We start from the raw sequence: 16147 nt of genomic DNA on the forward strand, positions 1-16147 counted from the left end.
ACGCGAAGAATCCTGATTCGCAGGGGAATTGTCGGACGTGGCGGGAGGAAGTTGCGCCGGATCTTCCCCCGCCCGTCGGATGCCCCCCTTGTCTCCCGGTCAACTCCATGTCATGACATGGATATGCGCCTGCCCATCCTGCTCTCCCTGCTGGCCCCCGCGTTGTTCGCGTGCGCCTCCCCGCCCGCGCCCCTCACCGAGGGGGCGGGCAACACCCTCGCACCGGCCGAGCTGGTGCGAGCGCACCTGCGCGCGGCGGAGCAGGGGGACTGGGTCACGGCCGAGGCCCACCTCGCCGACGACTTCGAGATGCAGATGAAGGGCATGCCCTTCTGGGTCTCCATTGGCCGCCCGAATGGCCTGGACATGCACAAGGCGCGCAAGACGGCCTTCCCCGACTTCCAGTTCAACGAGCAGGTGGTCCGCGAGGAGGGCAACGCCGTCACCATCGCGGTGTACCTCACCGGGACGCACACCGGGCCTCTCGACTACCCTATCGACGAGGTGCCCAAGATGGGGCCCACGGGCCGGACGATCGATCTGCCCGCCGAGTACTTCACCTATTACGTGGAGAAGGATCGGATCCGCCGCATCTTCGGTGAGATTCCCGAGGGACATGGACCGCCCGCGCTCAAGAAGCAGCTCGGAGTCGAGGACTGAGGTACGAGGCCAGGCCCTGCGGACGCTCGGCCGGCGGCTGCACGAGGCGAGCGCCGGGCTGATGGTGCTGGGGGATCGCGTGCTCGCACCCCTCGGGGTCACCGCGGCGCAGTGGAAGGTGCTCGCGGCGCTCGAGGCCGACGGCCCGCGGAGGATCTCCGATCTGGTCTCCAGCCTGCGGTTGGATCAAGCGGGGACCTCGCGGCTGGTGGATCGGCTCGAGCGCGCGGGCTTCGTCACCCGCCGTCCGTCCAAGGAGGATCGCCGCGAGGTCCGCGTCGTGCTCACCGAGGAGGGCGCCGGGGCCGCGGCCCGCTGCCGTGCGGTGCTCGAGCCGCTGATGCGCGAGCTGACGGGGGAGCTCGAGGATGAGCGGCTCGCCGCCTTCGCGCAGGTGCTCGAGGTGTTCGCCGCGCGCGTCGAGACGCTCACCACCCGCGTCCCCCCGCGCCGGCCTGGCCGGACGCCCGGACGCCGCTGACGGCACCGCCGCGAGTCCGGGCGGCCCGTTTCACCCCAGGCATTTCAAGCAGGCCCGCCACGCCCATGGCCGGGCCGGAGGAGACACATGCGCATCACTGTTTTCGGAGCCACGGGAGCCACGGGGCGGGAGCTGCTCGCCGCCGCCCTGGCGTCAGGTCACACGGTGCGGGCCTTCGCCCGCCGCCCGGAGGCGCTGGCCGGCCTGCCGGGAATCGAGGTGGTGTCCGGCGAGCTCCGGGAGCCCGCCCAGGTGGGCCGTGCCATTTCAGGCGCCGACGCGGTGCTCTCCGCGCTGGGGACGGGGAGGGATCTGTCACCCACCACGGTGATGTCCGAGGGGACGGCGAGCATCATCGCCGCGATGAGGGCCGAGGGCGTGAGCCGCCTGCTGGCCATCACCTCGGGCATGGTCACCCCCACGGGCACGGAGCCCCTGTTCTTCCGCTTCATCGGCCGTCATCTGCTCCGCCACGTGCATGCGGACCACCTGCGGCTCGAGGAGCACGTGAAGGCCAGCGGGCTCGACTGGACGCTCGTCCGCCCGCCGAGGCTGCTCGATGGACCGGCCCGGGGGGGGTACCGCCTCGCTCGCGACGCGGGCGTGCCCGGTGGCAGTGAGATTACCCGTGCCGACCTGGCGCGCTTCATGGTCGCGGAAGCCGCCGAGCGCACCTGGCTGCGCTGTGGCGTGGCCATCGGCTATTGACGCGCCTGGCCACTCCGGGGCAGCTCGACGACGAGCGGCTGGTGGCCCGGCATGCGGCCGAGCGTCAGCACCCCGGTCAGCGGGACGGCGAGACGGGGAGCTCGAGCGTGGCCGTGGCGCCCTTGCCGGGACCCTCGCTCTCCAGCAGCAGGCGTCCCCCCATGGCCTGCGCCGCCAGCGCGCTCGAGTGCAGGCCAAAGCCATGCCCCTCCTTGCGGGTGGTGAAGCCGAGCGCGAAGAGCTGCTTGCGCAGCTCCGGCGTGAAGCCCTTGCCGTTGTCCACCACCTGGATCCGGGCCATGTTCTCCTGCGCCGTGAGCCGCACGCACAGGTGACGTTGCCCCTCGGGGAGCTCGGCCATGGCGTCCTTGGCGTTGTTGAGCAGGTTGATGAGGATCTGCAGCACCTTGTGCTTGTCCACCTGCATCCTGGGGACGGAGGTGAGCTCGCGCGTCACGGACACGCCGTGGCGCTGCAGCGTGACCATCTGGAAGCGCAGGCTGTCTTCGATCAACTGGGCGAGGTCCCACTCCCCGAGGATGAGGGACGTCTTGGCGTAGTCCTGCTGCACCCGGATGATGGCGTGGATGTGCTCGAGGTGCAGGCCCATCTCATTCAGGCTCTTCTGGAGCTGGGTCCGCTCCTGGCCGAGCTCCTCGGTGAGGGCCAGGAGGTAGTCCGGCAGGATGCGGCCACGCGGGTCACGCGTCAGGAACCCCACCAGATCCTCCTGGTGCTCCTCGAGCAGGGCGGAGAGCTGAGCCGCCCGGTCGTAGCGCGAGGCCGCGACCGAGGAGCGCATCTGCTCCAGGTTGATGACGGCGCTGGTGAGGACGTTGCCCACGTTGTGCAGCACATCCGAGGCGACCTCGGCCATGCCCGCAGCGCGCGCCGTGTCCACCAACTGGGCCTGCGCCTGCTTGAGCTCGCGCGTGCGCTCCTCCACCCGCCGCTCCAGCCCGTCGTTGGCGCAGCGCAGCGCGGCCTCGGTGCGCTGGAGCTCGGCGTACAGCCGTGCGTTCTCGATGGAGATGGCGGCCTGCGAGGCGAGCTGCCCCAGCAGCGTGATGCGCTCCGGTGTGAACGCCCCGGAGGCGAACCGGTTCTCCAGGTACATCACTCCCGACAGGGACTCCTGGCGCATCAGCGGCAGGCAGAGCACGGACCTGGCTCCGCTGTGCTGCAGGTAGGGTTCTCCCGAGAAGGGGTGGGGCGCCGCCGCGTCGCCGATGAGCACATGCTCGTGCGTGCGCCGGACGTAGGAGATGATCGTCCAGGGCAGCGTGGCCTCTGATGCCCCGGCGCTCTCCGTGTCGGCCACGACCTCGAGCCTGTCACCGCGCGGGAGCAGCAGGGCGCCCCGCTGGGCCCCCGCGTTCTCGGTGGCGACCCGCATGAGCGTGGACACCAGCCGCTCGAGGACGATCTCGCTGGAGACGGCCTGCTGCGCCTTGACCACGGCGAGCGCGTCGATCTCCCGGGACTCCGACGAGGAGGAGGTGGTGGTGGCGGTGCTCGAGGGGGCCGCCAGGCCCACCAGGGACGGCCACAGGGCGTCCAGCTGCCTGACCTTGCCGTGAGCCCCCCACTGCGCGTACGCCTCCCGGGCCTGGTGCGCGTAGGCCTCCGCGATGAAGGGGGCCTGCCGCTTGCGGTAGAAGTTCGCCGCCAGCTCGCACACGAGGGCCACGTGCTGGATGAAGCCGTTCTCGCGGGCCTCGCGAAGGGCCTCTTCGTACGTGGGGAGCGCCTGCTCCAGGCGGCCCCGGACACGGGCCAGCTCCGCGAAGACCAGCCGCTCGAGCGCGCGGAACGTCTCGGGGCAGTTGACGGCCCACTCCTCGAGCTGTTGCCAGTGCACCTCGGCGGCCTCGAGGTACCGCTGCCGCTCCTGCTCCGCCGCTCCCTCGCAGCATGCGATCAGGCTCAGGGCGCGGAAGAGGTAGAAGTCCAGGCGCGGGATGATGCTGATGAAGGACCAGATGAACGCCGCCGCCTTGTCCCCCGCCTCCCGGGCCTCCGCGTAGGCGCCGCACATGAAGCGCGCCTGCATCTTGGAGAGCCAGTACTGGCACACCATGCTGCTCATGTGGGCCGGCGACAGCGAGGCCTCGAGGGCCTTCTCGTCGAAGCCCTCCCCATCCAGCGTGCCGAACGTGGGCGAGTGGCCCCGCAGTGTCTGCAGGTAGCGCAGGACGATGAGGGTGGTGTCCACCACCCCCACGAAGCCCGTCTTGCGCATGAAGTCCATCCGGACGATCGCGTCCTGGTAGACGTCGTCCAGGGGGTGTCCCATGGCCTGCCGGTTCCAGACGACATGGCCCACGATGTAACAGGCGTACAGGTAGTTGTTGGTCTGGAGTGCGTGCTGGAAGGCGCTCAGGGCGTGCTCGTGTGCGACGGCCAGGGGCCGGCACCAGTAGCTGATCATCTCCAGGTTGAAGAGCGCCCGGGTCCGCTCATGGGTCAGGTGGTGCCGGTCGACGAGCGCGCAGGCGAGCATTCCATAGGCATGGCCCTCCTGATAGCTCTTGAAGAACTGGCCGAGCAGCACGCCGAGCGAGCTGTACGCGATCACCGACTCGTTGGTGTTGCCGTAGCGGAGGCTCAGGGAGACCAGCCGGCAGACATGGAGGACGAGCAGGTTGTTGTCGGTGAGGTAGGCGGACGGGAAGAGGCGGGCCAGGACGCTCATCACCGGCTTCATGTCCGCGTCCGTCATCAGCGGCAGCTCGACGAGGCTCTCGATGGAACGGGCTCCCAGCAGCGCCTGGACCTCCTCCCGGGCGGCCAGGGCCTCCTCCCAGGAGGGATGGGGGTCCATCGGCATGCCCAGCAGGGCCAGGCACTCCAGCAGGCAGGTGACGGAGGCCTGGAGCTCTCCGGCGATGAGGTGCAACTCATGCCTCAGGCCGTAGACGGCGGCGATGTCCACCCGCCTCCGCGCCCGGGCGCGCAGCCCCTCCAGGAGGCGGAGCGTCTGGGCGAAGTTGCCGCTCACGAGCTCGCTGCCCGCCTGATCGAACTGCACCTTGAAGGCCAGCGCGGGGTCCGTCTCCCAGGGATCGCCCGGGATGAGCGTGAAGGCCAGTGAGAGATAGGCGGCGGCCGAGTCGTGCGCGCTCGAGGCCTGGGCCTTCCAGCCCGCCTCGGCGTTCAGGCGCGCGAGGCGGTGGCGCTCCTCGGGGTCGCTGATCAGCTCCACGCCGGTGTTGAGCTGGCTCACGATCTCGAAGAGCTTCTCGCGCACCTCCTCGGGAGACAGGTGCTCCAGCAGCAGGCGCCCGATGCGCAGGTGGTGCGCCTTGCGCTCGCCTTCGGGGATGAGGGCGTGCGCCGCCTGCTGGATGCGGTCATGCAGGAACCGGTACTGCTCCGAGGCGCTGCGCACCACCAGGCCCTCCTGGAGCGCCGGCTCGAGGCCCCGCTCCACCTCGCCCGTCTCCAGGCCGGAGACGAGGGCCAGCATCCCGAGCGGGAAGCTGTTGCCCACGCACGCCGCCAGGGGCAGCAGGTGCTGGGTGCTCGCGGGAAGCTGGTGCAGGTTGCGAGCCATGAAGTCGACGATGTTGTCGGAGTACCCCCTGGACCGGACGCCCTCGGCATCCCACCGCCATCCCCCTCCGGGCGTGCGGCTGAGGAGTCCATCGTGGTGCAATGTCTGCATCAACTGGAGGAGGAAGAACGGGTTGCCGCCCGTCTTCTCGTGCACCTGCGACGAGAGGGGCACGATGAGCTCCGCCCCCGCGCCCGGGAGCGCATCGCCCACGAGCTCCTGGAGCTGCTCCCGGCTGAGCGGCTCGAGCTGGAGGTCCGTCACCGCGACGTTCGCCTTGCGCACCTCCCCGAGCGTCATCATCAACGGGTGGGAGGGGCTGACCTCGTTGTCCCGGTAGGCGCCGATCCACAGCACCGGGGGCGCGTCCTCCTCGGTGAGCAGGGATTGGAGGAGCCGGAGGCTGGCCAGGTCCGCCCATTGCAGATCGTCCAGGAACATGACGAGCGGGTGCTCGGCGGTGGCGAAGACGCCGAGGAACCGGAGGAAGACCTGCTTGAAGCGGTGCTGCGATTCGGCGGGCGGGAGCTCCGGCACCGCGGGCTGCGGGCCCAGGAGGAGCGCGAGCTGCGGAACCAGCTCCACGAGGACCTGGCCGTTGCCCTGGAGGGCCTCGTGCAGGCGCTCACGCCACCGGGCCACCTCCTCGTCGGTGCCCACCAGCAGGTGCTGCACCAGCCCGCGGATGGCCTGGGCGAGGGTGGCGTAGGGCACATCCCGCTGGAGCTGATCGAACTTGCCGCTCAGGAAGAACCCTCGCCGCTGAACCACGGGCTTGTGCAGCTCGTGGACCACCGACGACTTGCCGATGCCGGAGTAGCCGCGGACCAGGATGAGCTCGGGCCTGCCTCCGCGCACGATTCGCTCGAAGCCCTGGAGCAGGGTGGCGACGTGGGCGTCGCGCCCGTAGAGCCGCTGCGGGAGCTGGAAGCGGCTGGGGATGTCCCGCTTGCCCAGCACGAAGAGCTCGAGGGCGCCCCGGCGCAGGCCCTCCACGCACTCCGCGAGATCGTGCCTCAGCCCCTCGGCGCTCTGGTAGCGCTCCTCGGCCACCTTGGCCAGGCACCTCATCACGATCGCGGACAGCACGGGCGGGACGCTGGCGACGAGCTCGTGTGGCGGCCTCGGCAGCTGGGCCATGTGCGCATGGAACCACTCGAGCGCGTCACGCCCCTGGAAGGGCCGGACTCCCGTGAGCAGCTCGTAGAACGTCACGCCCAGCGAGTAGAAGTCGGTGCGGTAGTCCACCGCGCGGTTCATGCGCCCGGTCTGCTCCGGGGACATGTAGGCCAGCGTTCCCTCGAGCTGGTGGCTCGGCGCCGCGTCCACGTGCTCGGTCCGCTGGAGGGTGGCGGCGCCAAAGTCGATGATGCGCGGCTCTCCCGTGGGCGTGACGATGATGTTGGAGGGCTTGAGGTCCTTGTGGATGACGCCCCGGAGGTGGATCTCCGCCAGCGTCGAGGTCAGGGAGACGGCCAGCTCGAGGAATCGGCCGAGCTCGAAGGGTCTGCCCACGGCCTCGGAGAGGGCCACCCCGTGAACCTCCTCGAGGATCAGGACGGGGCGGTCGTTGACCCGCTCGCAAGCATGGGGCCGGGTGACGCCGCGCACGCCCTGGAGCCGCCGCAGGATGCTGTGCTCCCGGCGATACCGCTCGTCCTCGCGTGGGCCCACGAAGGGGCCCGCCGGTGTCTTGATGATGACCGGTGCGCCATCCGCCTCGCGCACCGCCTGGAACAGCATGTTGGCGTCAGTGGCGCGGACCGGACGGCGGAGCGTGTAGCCTGGAAGCTTCAACATGGGGGGAGTCCACCGCCAGGGTCGTGCTCATGCAAGTCCCCCCCCGCGGGCTTCCCTTCTCCCGCTCAGAAAAGCTCTCGCTGGACGCCCGCCGCCTGGAGGAGGTAGTCCCTGGACGCCTCGAGGGCGGTGCGGAGGCGGGCCTGGTTGACATCGAGCAGGGCGCCTCGCCACTTGCGGATCCTTCCCCCGACGATGACCGTGTCCACGTTGCCGCGGTCCATCAACGTGACGACGGCCCCCGGCACGTTGTTGAGCGGGGCCACGTTGAGGGCATCCGCGCGCAGCAGGAGGATGTCCGCCTCCTTGCCCGGCGTCAGCGAGCCGATCTTGTGGGAGAGCCGGGCCACCCGGGCTCCCTCGACCGTGGCGAAGCGGATGACATCGCGGCAGGTGAGGAGCTCGGGCAGGTTCGTCTCGCCGTTCAGCGCGCGCTCGTTGATGAGCGCCCGCTGGAGCGTGAAGGCGGTCCGCATCTGCGTGAAGAAGTCCGCGGTCATCGTGCACTCGACGTCCGTGCTGAGCGCGGGCTGCACGCCATGATCGAGCGCGGACTGGAGCGGCGGCATGCCGTGCCGCATGGCCATCTCGATGGGGACGGCGATGGAGACGCTCGCACCCGACCGGGCGATCGCCTGCCAGGAGCCCTCGGAGATGCGGCTGGCGTGGATGAACACGAGATCCGGCCCGAGCAGGCCCTCGCTCTCCAGCTGCTCCACGAGCGTGGCCTGGCCGATGCTGCCGACGAGGTGCGTCACGATGGGCAGGCCATTCTGGCGCCCGATGGCCCAGTAGGTCCGGAAGGCGGGGTCGAACACCTCTCCGCCCATCGCCAGGGTCAGGAGCTGATCGGTCGAGGAGAAGTACTGGTTGCGGAGCCGCTGGAGATCGTTCGGGAAGATGTTGCCGGGGCCCGCGCCGGGTGAGTACACGAAGACCGCGCGGCGGCCCGCGTCCTGGAGCCCCCGGATGACGGCATCGGTGTGCGCCGGGGTATGGCCCACCTGCGACGTGTCCACGACCGTGGTCACCCCCGCGTCCAGCTGGCTGAGCGAAGCGACGAGCTCGGCGAGGTAGGCGTCCTCCGGCCTGAAGACCGGGGTGATCTTGTAGTAGATGTAGTCGAGGTAGTTCTTCTCGCCGTGCGGCAGCCCATCGTTGAACAGCAGGCCGTCCGGCAGGAAGCTCCGCAGCGCGGTCTGGTACTGGTGGTGGTGCGTGTCGACGAACCCGGGCATGACGATCATGCCCGCGGCGTTGATGACGGCCGCACCGGGAGCGTGCAGGTTGGCTCCCACCGCGACGATCCGCTTGCCCTCGATGAGCACGTCACCCCGGGCGAAGTTGCCCACCTGGGGATCCATGCTGAGGACCGCGCCACCCTTGATCAGGTAACGCCGGTGCGGGGCCCCGGTCTCCCTGGGCAGGTCCTGGAGCCTGGCCTCGCTGTCCTGTGACAGGTCACCCTGCGTGGGCGCCGCCAGGGCCGGGAGGGGAGCCGAAGCGGCCACCGCGGCCCCGAGGGCGGAAGCCCCCCGGGTGAGAAACTCGCGACGGGAGGAGCCCTCCTGCTCGGGCTGACCGTCATGGTTCGCGTCGTTTCCACAGAGCATCCGGCACATGTCACATTCTCCCTCTGGACCCACCAGAGCTGACTTCCGTGGATTCTGAGAATAGCGTGTGACGAGGCACGGCGTCGAGACTCATCATCGGCGCGGGGGCCACGACTTCGCGGGGAGTTCCCTTCCGCCTCGGCACGAGCGGGTGCGGCTCTTCGCTCGTGCCGGGCGGAGCGGGCAGGGCGTTACTGCGCCTTGGCCTCGTCGGCGGCGGCCTGCTCGGCGAGGGCCTTGGCCTCCTCGGCCTTCTTCATCCCAGCGGCCTTGGCTTCCTCGGCCTTGGCGAGCGCCGCCTGCTGCTTGTCATGGTCGGCCTTGGCCTTGTCGGCGGCCTTTCTCGCGGCCTCGGCCTTCTTCAGGGCGGCCTTGGCGGCGGACTCGGCCTTCTTCTTCTTGGCCGCGTCGGTCTCGGTGCTGGCGTCGGTGGACAGCTTCGCGGCGCTGGCCTCGGACTCGGCGGCCTTGGCCTCGGCGTCGTCGGCCTTCTTCTTCGCGGACTCGGCCAACTTCGCCGCCTTCGCCGCGTCGGCCTCGGCCTTCTTCGCGGCGCGCTCGGCGGCCTGGGCGGCGCTCTTCGCCTGCTGGGCGGCCTTCTTCGCCTCCTTCTTCGACATCGCCGCGGCCTTCATCTCCTCGCCCTGGGCCTTGTCGCCCGCCGGGGCCTCGGCCTTCTTCTCCTCGGCCTTGCCCTGGCCGTGGGCGGGGGCTTCGGCCTTGCCCTGGGCGTGGGCGGGGGCTTCGGCCTTGCCCTGGGCCTGGGCCGCGTTCGCGGTGCCGAGCGCCAGAGCGAGGGTCATCAGGCCAATGTTGCGGGTCATGCGCATGTGAATCGTCTCCTCGAGTTGGGAGCTCCCCACGTTACTCGAAGTGACCCCGGGGCGCGGGTTTCCTCTTCCGAGGGAGAGGGAACCTCAGGCCATGACGGCCAGGGGCGCGGGACTGGCCGTCAGGCAGCCGAGGCCCACCAGCGTGGTCCGGAGCCAGGAGGCCCTGGTCGTGAAGCGCCTCGGCACCCTCACGCTCGGGATGCACGCCCATCGGCGCTACCTCGCGCGACGGGGCACACCGAAGCGCCTCGAGGACCTCGCCACACACAGCGTGATCGGCTTCGACCGGGGGACACCGGCGATCCGGAGCATGCTCAAGAGAATGCCGAGTCGTCTTCGACGCACTGGCCGCCGGCCTCGCGGGACACATGGATCGCTGAAGGTTGGTTCGCCTCATGACGCACGCTACAGTCGCGGCCCAATGAAGGCGACCTCGCGCTTGCAGTTGCTCACGCTCTACACCTTTTCGGGCATCGCCGGACTCATCTACGAGGTCGCGCTCCAGCGCGAGTTCTCCCGTGTCTTCGGCGTGACCGCGTTCGCGTCCGCCACGGTGCTCGCCGCGTACATGGGTGGCATCGCCCTGGGGGCGCGGTTGTTCGGTGCGCTCGCGGACCGGGTGGCCCGTCCGCTGCGCCTGTATGGTGCGCTCGAGCTGGGCATCGCCGTGTACGCGCTGCTCACGCCCACGCTGACGGCGGCGGTCTCCGGCGTGTTCGTGCGGCTGGCCAGCGGCGTGGACCCTCAAGCGACCCGGCTGATCGTGCTCCGCCTGCTGCTGGCGTTGCTGTTCGCATTGCCCCCCACGCTCCTGATGGGTGGCACGCTTCCCGCGATGGCACGCGCGGTCTCGAAGCTCGTCGGCGCGGCCGAGGTGGCCCGGGCGACGACGACGCTCTACACCCTCAACCTCCTGGGCGCGTTCCTCGGCTCGCTGTCGGCGACGTATCTCCTGCTGCCGAACCTCGGCCTGTCGAAGACGCTGTGGCTCGGCGCCGCCTTCAGTGCCATCGCGGGAGCCATCGCCCTGGTCCTGCGCGACGAACCCGGCGCGCCGCTTCCAGCGCAGGACGCCTCGGCACCGCCTCTCGCGAACCGGGTGCTCCTGGCGGCGGCGGCGTGGTCGGGGTTCTCGGTGTTCGCGTATGAGGTCGTCTGGACGCAGCTCAACGGCCTGGTCATCGGAAGCAGCGCCTACGCCTTCGGCATGATGCTGTCCCTGTTCCTGCTCGGGCTGATGCTGGGGTCGGCGATCATCTCCCGGTTGAAGCTGCCATCCGTCGAGTGGCGCCACATCGGTTACGTGCAGCTCTCGGTGTCGGTGGCCGTCCTGGTGACGCTGCCGCTGTGGGACGAGATTCCAGGGGTCTTCTCGGCGGTGGGCCCCCACGTGACGACCTTCGAGGGCCGCGAATTGGTGCGGTTCGTGGCCGCCGCCGCCGTCCTGCTCCCTCCGGCGCTGTTGTTGGGCGTCTTCTTTCCCCTGCTCTTGCGCGTCGCCGCCGCCAATCGAGAGCTCGGGCATGCGGTGGGTGGGATGACGGCGCTCAACACCTCGGGCGCCGTTCTCGGCTCGTTGGTGACCGGGTTCGGCATGCTGCCGCTCCTTGGCAGCAGGGGCACGCTGCTCGTCCTGGTCTCCGCGGGTTGTGTCATCGCGTTGTTCTGCTTTCGTGGCCGTCCGAGACTCGCCGCCGCGGCGGTGGGGGTGATGGTGGCTGGGTTCGCGCTTCCCGGCTGGGACATGTTGCGGCTCACGTCCGGAGAAAACGTCTACTTCCTCTCGCAGTACTTCCAGGGGGGGAAGCTGCTGTACTCCGCCGAGAGTGTTCAATCCGGCATGACGACGGTGGTGCAATACAGCGACGCGCCCCCGCGCAAGGTGCTCCTCAGCAACGGCAAGTTCCAGGGAAACAACGGCGGCGAGCTCGTGGCGCAGGTCCGCTTCTCGCAGATTCCGTTGTTGTTCCAGGACAGCTTCGAGCGGGCCCTGCTCATTGGCGTGGGCACCGGCACCTCGGTCGCCGTGCTGGCCGCATCGCCCTTCGAGCACATCGATGCCGCCGAGCTGTCTCCGGATATCCTGCGCGCCTCACGTGAGCACTTCCGGGAGGTGAACAAGGGCGCTCTCGATTCGCCGCGCGTGCAGGTCCATTACGCCGACGGACGGAACATGCTGATGCTGAGCCCGCATGTGTATGACCTGATCACCATCGAGGTCACCAGCATCTGGATCGCCGGAGAAGCGGATCTCTACAACCGCGAGTTCTATGCGTTGGTGAAGAACCATCTGCGGCCCAAGGGGGTGTTGCAGCAGTGGGTGCAGCTGCACCACCTCACGCCCCGGGACCTGGCGATCATCCTCCACACCGTCCGTCAGGAGCTGCCGCACGTCGCGCTCTTCTATGGCGGGCGGCAAGGACAGATCATCGCCTCGCGCGAGCCACTCGTGATGGATTACACGCACGTTCGCGAGCTCTCGGACAAGCTGCGAGGGACCTTCGCCGCGAACAATGTCCCGGCCGGTGACTTCCTGATGCTCGCCGGCGAGACCCTGCTCAACGAGCAGGGCGTCGAGGCGTACATCCAGCGGTACATGGCCACGGACTCGGGGCGGCCCTCGGGGTTCGTCTCGACGGACGACAACCTCTACCTCGAGTACTCCACGCCTCGCGGCAATGTCTTTCCCCCGTCCCAGCAGCGAGAGCTGTTGCAAGCGATCCGCTCGGTGGGGCAATCGGAGATACCCGTCCGGGGCGTGGATCGGCCCGGAGAGGCGGAGCATGTCCGCGGCGCCCGCCTGGCCGGCCAACGGAACCTCAAGGAGGCGATCTCGACGCTCGCCGAGGCGGTCGCCGCGGGGGCGAGCCAGGCCGAGCCTCTTCGCGCCGACCTCGAACGCCTGCTCGCCAAGACCGGGCAGCTCAGGGGCGCTCCGGCTCCTTGAGCTCGAGGTCCGCCGGGTGACCGGGGGCTCCGGAGTGCTGCACCACGGAGAGCTCACGTACAGCTTCGTGGCCCGTGTCGCGCCCCCATTCACCGGCACGCCAGGCCGCCGAGGCTAGCGGTTGGCTGGGCGGCCCACCTGGATGGGTCCCCCGCGCTGAACGGCGCGCTGATAGGCGGGACGGGCGTACAGCCGCTCCAGGTAGGGGCCCAGGGGGGCGAAGGACTCCAGGAGCCCCGACGGCCGTGCCGCTTCCAGCACGAAGCTCATCTGGATGTCGGCGGCGCTGAAGGTGTCGCCCAGCAGGTAGTTCCCCTTCTCCAGCGTTCCGGAGATGTAGCCCAGGTGGTTCTTCATCTCGCTGGAGATGCGCGGCATGAGGGGCGCGGCCGCCTCGCCCAGGCGTCCCATGTAGATTCCCATGATGAACGGCAGCATGGCCGAGCCCTCGGCGTAGTGCAGCCAGTGCACGTAGGTGTCGTACTCGGCCGAGTCCGGTGCGGGCGCCAGCCGTCCCTTTCCATGGTGGCGCACCACGGAGTCGATGATGGCACCGGACTCGGCGAGGACCCGTCCGTTGTCCTCCAGCAGCGGGGACTTGCCGAGCGGATGGATCGCCTTGAGCTCGGGAGGCGCGAAGCCCGTCTTCGGGTCGCGCGGGTAGATGACGATCTCGTAGTCGAGTCCCAGCTCCTCCAGGAGCCAGAGGATGCGCTGCGCGCGGGAGTTGACCAGGTAGTGCAGCTTGAGCATGGGCGCAGGATCGCTCAGATCGCACGGCCTCTCACAAGGCCGTTTTTCAGACGGCTGTGGGAGAGGCCACCCTTCCCCGGTCAATCCAGCGATCAGGGAACGAACTTCCAGCTCCGCGTCACCGCGGGCTGGAAGCAGTGGACATGGACGGTGGTGGCGCTGGGCACCTCCTGGATGACTCCCGCCCCGTAGCCCCGCGCCTGGCACCACCTGCTGACCTCCAGCCGCGATTCCCCGGAGGTGAGGTTGCCCGCGTTGGTGACGGACCCGATCTGCGACCGGGCCACATCCTGGATGAGCCCCGAGTTGAAGCAGCCCACCCACGGCCGGGAGGTCATCTCGAAGAGCATTCCAGTCGTCCACCCCAGGCCCTGGCACCACCGGTGCGTGGCGGCGGTGCAGTCAGTGGACATGGAGAACCGCTCGTCGGTGCAGCCCGGGTGACGGCGCGCCAACTCCTCGAAGGTCACCCCCAGGCTCTGGTGCTGGATGGGCGCACACGCCACGCCGGCCTCCGTGGTGGTGGCGGAGGCGGGAACGCCCAGCAGGGAGATGGGCGGGCGGTTGCCGATGACCTGCTGGAGGGTCTCGTAGAAGTTGGTGGCGCTGCTCAGCGCGTCATCCGCCCCGCGCTGGGCGCAGACGCGGTGCATGGCCACGGCGCACGCCTGCGAACCCAGCGCGGACAGGCTGTTGCAGGACGGGTGCTGCTGACTCATGACGAACTGGCCCCCGGTGGGCTCTTCCTGGATGGCGGCCTCCTTGCAGTCCGCTCCGTGCGTCGTCAGGCAGATGCTGCGGTTGGAGCGGGCATTCGTGAAGAGGCGCACCTCGTCGATGAAGCCCTTGAACGAGCCCTCCCCGTTGGCCGGGCAGCTCTGGGTGTCGAGGTTCGGACCCGCGCCCACGAAGAGCGTCCCCGTGCCCAACCGGAGCGAGCCGGGGGCGTTGGGCAGCGCGCGTCCCGTGGCCTGGCCGTTGATGTACTCGCCGAACTGTCCCGTGACTCCATCCCAGGTGTAGGCCAGGTGCGTCCAGACGCCCTTGGGCAGCGGCTGACTGAATCCCAGGCGGACCCGCTGTCCGTTGATCACGAACGACATGTGCACCGCGCCGTTCGCCTCGTAGATGAGATCCAGGCCCCCGGACTTCGCCAGCAGGTAGCGGTAGGGATTGCCGGTGCAGCCCTGGTTGATGGCGGCGTCCGGGCGGATGGCGAGCTGCACGGTGAAGCCCCGCACGGTGGCCCCGACACCTGGAATGGTGTTGGTGGCGTCGGTCAGGTTCACGGTGGCGGCGCCGCCGCCGGGGAGGACGAGCGCCTTGCCCTTGCCGTGCGGCTCCCACAAGGAGCCCGAGGGCGGCTGCGTCACGTCGTTCTTCGCGGAGATCTGCGCCGTGCCCACGAGCGTGCCCGTGTAGAAGCGGCCCGCGCTGTCGGGCGTGCGCGTCAGATCATACGTTCCCGTCCGGGTGACCATCTCGTTCATGGGCAGGAAGAGCAGCTGGAAGGGATTGAGCAGCTCTCCCAGGTCCACCTCGTTGTAGTCCGCCGTGTTGCTGCCGAAGAGCGAGAGCACGTCGTGCGTCTTGGTGACGGGGAGGAAGCGGGTCTCGTTGCTCGAGCCCGGCGGGAAGTTCTGGGAGGGGGCGCGCTCCTGCTCGAAGTTCCACATGGGGCCCGAGTAGAAGAGGTGCGCGATGTCCTGCCGGTCGGTGTTGAGGCTCCCGTCGATGTGATGGGCGATCCACCCCGTGTCCGCGCCAATCAGGCTGATGGCCTCACGGCGTCCGCCCGCGGCCCCGGTGAACCCGACGGCGGCATAGAGGACGTTGCGGCCCTCGTGGTCCACCCAGGGATAGGCGGCGCGAATCAGATTGCCGCCCGCCACGGTGTCACCGAAGTCCTCGCCGGTGGCCGCCTTCATCCGCTGCCAGGCCATGGGGTAGCGCTTGAGACCCGGGTTGGGGTCGTTGAACATCATGGACAGGGGCCGGGGCTCACTCCAACCCGTGGCGGCGCAGGGGGTGGGGTTGTAGCTGTACATCAGGTAGTCGATGGAGCCGTTGTTGAGGGGACCGCCCTGGAAGAGGAGCAGCCGCCCGTCGGAGGTCATCGTCGGCTCGATGCCCATGATGGGGGCGCCCGAGACGGTCTTCAGCTCCTCCAACGGCCCCGTGGAGAAGGAGGCGATCTCCGCCTGGACCGTGAAGGGCTGGCTGACCCGGACATCCGCGGTGCGGCGGCGGAAGCGGTTCGGGCCGTTGAACATCATCGAGTCGAAGATGTAGGGCTGGTAGACGGCGACGCCGCTGCTGAGCGTGTAGGGCTGCGCCGGGTTGAGGAAGCAGAAGGCCAGCGCGTTCTCCCCGTTCCGCACCTGGATGGTCTTTCCGGGAGAGAAGGCGCTCGTGAAGCCCGGCTTGCCCTCGGCGTCGTACGTCACCGCCTCGGGCCGGAACACGCGGGCCCTCCAGGTCGTGGTCGTCGTCGCCTGATCCTCTCCCACGTTGCCGATGAAGATCCGCCCATCGAGGCTCGAGGTGTGGCCGTTGGAGCCAAAGGGCGTGGAGATGCGTGTATTCACCAGCGAGGGTCGCGTCGCCGCGGCCGCCTCCGTCGCGGACAGCGCGAGTCCCAGCAGGGGGACGAGGAGGCGTGACAGCGAACGAGAACAGGGCCAGGGGAGGGGAGGGCTCATGCGGGGTTCCTTGGTTTGAAAGCCCGCCATAACAGATTTTCAGGATTTTCACTCTCAGTTGTTGTATTTCTGGATTTTCTTGATTTAATGAGGA

The 16147-nt window shown here is 69.2% G+C and carries 9 protein-coding genes; 4 read left to right on the forward strand and 5 right to left on the reverse strand.

Annotated features, from left to right (window positions below):
- The first annotated feature begins 123 nt into the window (after nt 1-123).
- The 3 genes from VFZ09_RS21445 to VFZ09_RS21455 all read left to right on the forward strand — a co-directional run bounded on the left by VFZ09_RS21445 (nt 124) and on the right by VFZ09_RS21455 (nt 1849).
- A complete protein-coding gene (locus tag VFZ09_RS21445) occupies nt 124-660 on the forward strand; it encodes an ester cyclase (RefSeq protein WP_329729498.1) in 537 nt (178 codons plus the stop codon).
- The gene (locus VFZ09_RS21450; RefSeq protein ID WP_329729499.1) at nt 617-1141 is read left to right on the forward strand and encodes a MarR family transcriptional regulator; all 525 of its coding nucleotides are present in this window, start codon (nt 617-619) and stop codon (nt 1139-1141) included. Before VFZ09_RS21445 ends, VFZ09_RS21450 begins: the two co-directional genes overlap by 44 nt.
- An 87-nt stretch (nt 1142-1228) precedes the next feature.
- The gene (locus tag VFZ09_RS21455) at nt 1229-1849 is read left to right on the forward strand and encodes an SDR family oxidoreductase (RefSeq protein WP_329729500.1); all 621 of its coding nucleotides are present in this window, start codon (nt 1229-1231) and stop codon (nt 1847-1849) included.
- 76 nt (nt 1850-1925) lie between these two features.
- On the opposite strand, the gene VFZ09_RS21460 is transcribed toward VFZ09_RS21455, so the two are convergent.
- From VFZ09_RS21460 to VFZ09_RS21470, 3 genes are all read right to left on the reverse strand, one after another.
- Nucleotides 1926-7205: a trifunctional serine/threonine-protein kinase/ATP-binding protein/sensor histidine kinase gene (locus VFZ09_RS21460; RefSeq protein ID WP_329729501.1), complete on the reverse strand. Its 5280-nt coding sequence runs from the start codon at nt 7203-7205 to the stop codon at nt 1926-1928.
- A 65-nt stretch (nt 7206-7270) separates the two neighbouring features.
- Entirely contained in the window at nt 7271-8827 is a 1557-nt protein-coding gene (locus VFZ09_RS21465) for an amidohydrolase family protein (RefSeq protein WP_329729502.1), read from the reverse strand.
- 182 nt (nt 8828-9009) lie between these two features.
- Nucleotides 9010-9642, reverse strand: a complete 633-nt coding sequence (locus VFZ09_RS21470; protein WP_329729503.1) for a hypothetical protein — start codon at nt 9640-9642, stop codon at nt 9010-9012.
- 430 nt (nt 9643-10072) lie between these two features.
- On the opposite strand from VFZ09_RS21470, the gene VFZ09_RS21475 reads away from it, so the two are divergent.
- A complete protein-coding gene (locus VFZ09_RS21475; RefSeq protein ID WP_329729504.1) occupies nt 10073-12598 on the forward strand; it encodes a fused MFS/spermidine synthase in 2526 nt (841 codons plus the stop codon).
- A 114-nt stretch (nt 12599-12712) separates the two neighbouring features.
- Here the strand turns inward: VFZ09_RS21475 and VFZ09_RS21480 are convergent, their stop codons facing one another.
- Entirely contained in the window at nt 12713-13351 is a 639-nt protein-coding gene (locus VFZ09_RS21480; protein ID WP_329729505.1) for a glutathione S-transferase, read from the reverse strand.
- Nucleotides 13352-13443: 92 nt separating this feature from the next.
- Nucleotides 13444-16053, reverse strand: a complete 2610-nt coding sequence (locus VFZ09_RS21485; RefSeq protein ID WP_329729506.1) for a LamG domain-containing protein — start codon at nt 16051-16053, stop codon at nt 13444-13446.
- Between the last annotated feature and the right edge of the window lie 94 nt (nt 16054-16147).

It is taken from the genome of Archangium sp., assembly GCF_036277355.1.
GTDB lineage: Bacteria > Myxococcota > Myxococcia > Myxococcales > Myxococcaceae > Archangium.

Bases quoted from the DNA above. Each gene is read 5' to 3' on its own strand.
- VFZ09_RS21445 (WP_329729498.1), top strand. From the start codon at position 124: ATGCGCCTGCCCATCCTGCTCTCCCTGCTGGCCCCCGCGTTGTTCGCG.
- VFZ09_RS21450 (WP_329729499.1), top strand. From the start codon at position 617: ATGGACCGCCCGCGCTCAAGAAGCAGCTCGGAGTCGAGGACTGAGGTA.
- VFZ09_RS21455 (WP_329729500.1), top strand. From the start codon at position 1,229: ATGCGCATCACTGTTTTCGGAGCCACGGGAGCCACGGGGCGGGAGCTG.
- VFZ09_RS21460 (WP_329729501.1), bottom strand. From the start codon at position 7,205: ATGTTGAAGCTTCCAGGCTACACGCTCCGCCGTCCGGTCCGCGCCACT.
- VFZ09_RS21465 (WP_329729502.1), bottom strand. From the start codon at position 8,827: ATGTGCCGGATGCTCTGTGGAAACGACGCGAACCATGACGGTCAGCCC.
- VFZ09_RS21470 (WP_329729503.1), bottom strand. From the start codon at position 9,642: ATGACCCGCAACATTGGCCTGATGACCCTCGCTCTGGCGCTCGGCACC.
- VFZ09_RS21475 (WP_329729504.1), top strand. From the start codon at position 10,073: ATGAAGGCGACCTCGCGCTTGCAGTTGCTCACGCTCTACACCTTTTCG.
- VFZ09_RS21480 (WP_329729505.1), bottom strand. From the start codon at position 13,351: ATGCTCAAGCTGCACTACCTGGTCAACTCCCGCGCGCAGCGCATCCTC.
- VFZ09_RS21485 (WP_329729506.1), bottom strand. From the start codon at position 16,053: ATGAGCCCTCCCCTCCCCTGGCCCTGTTCTCGTTCGCTGTCACGCCTC.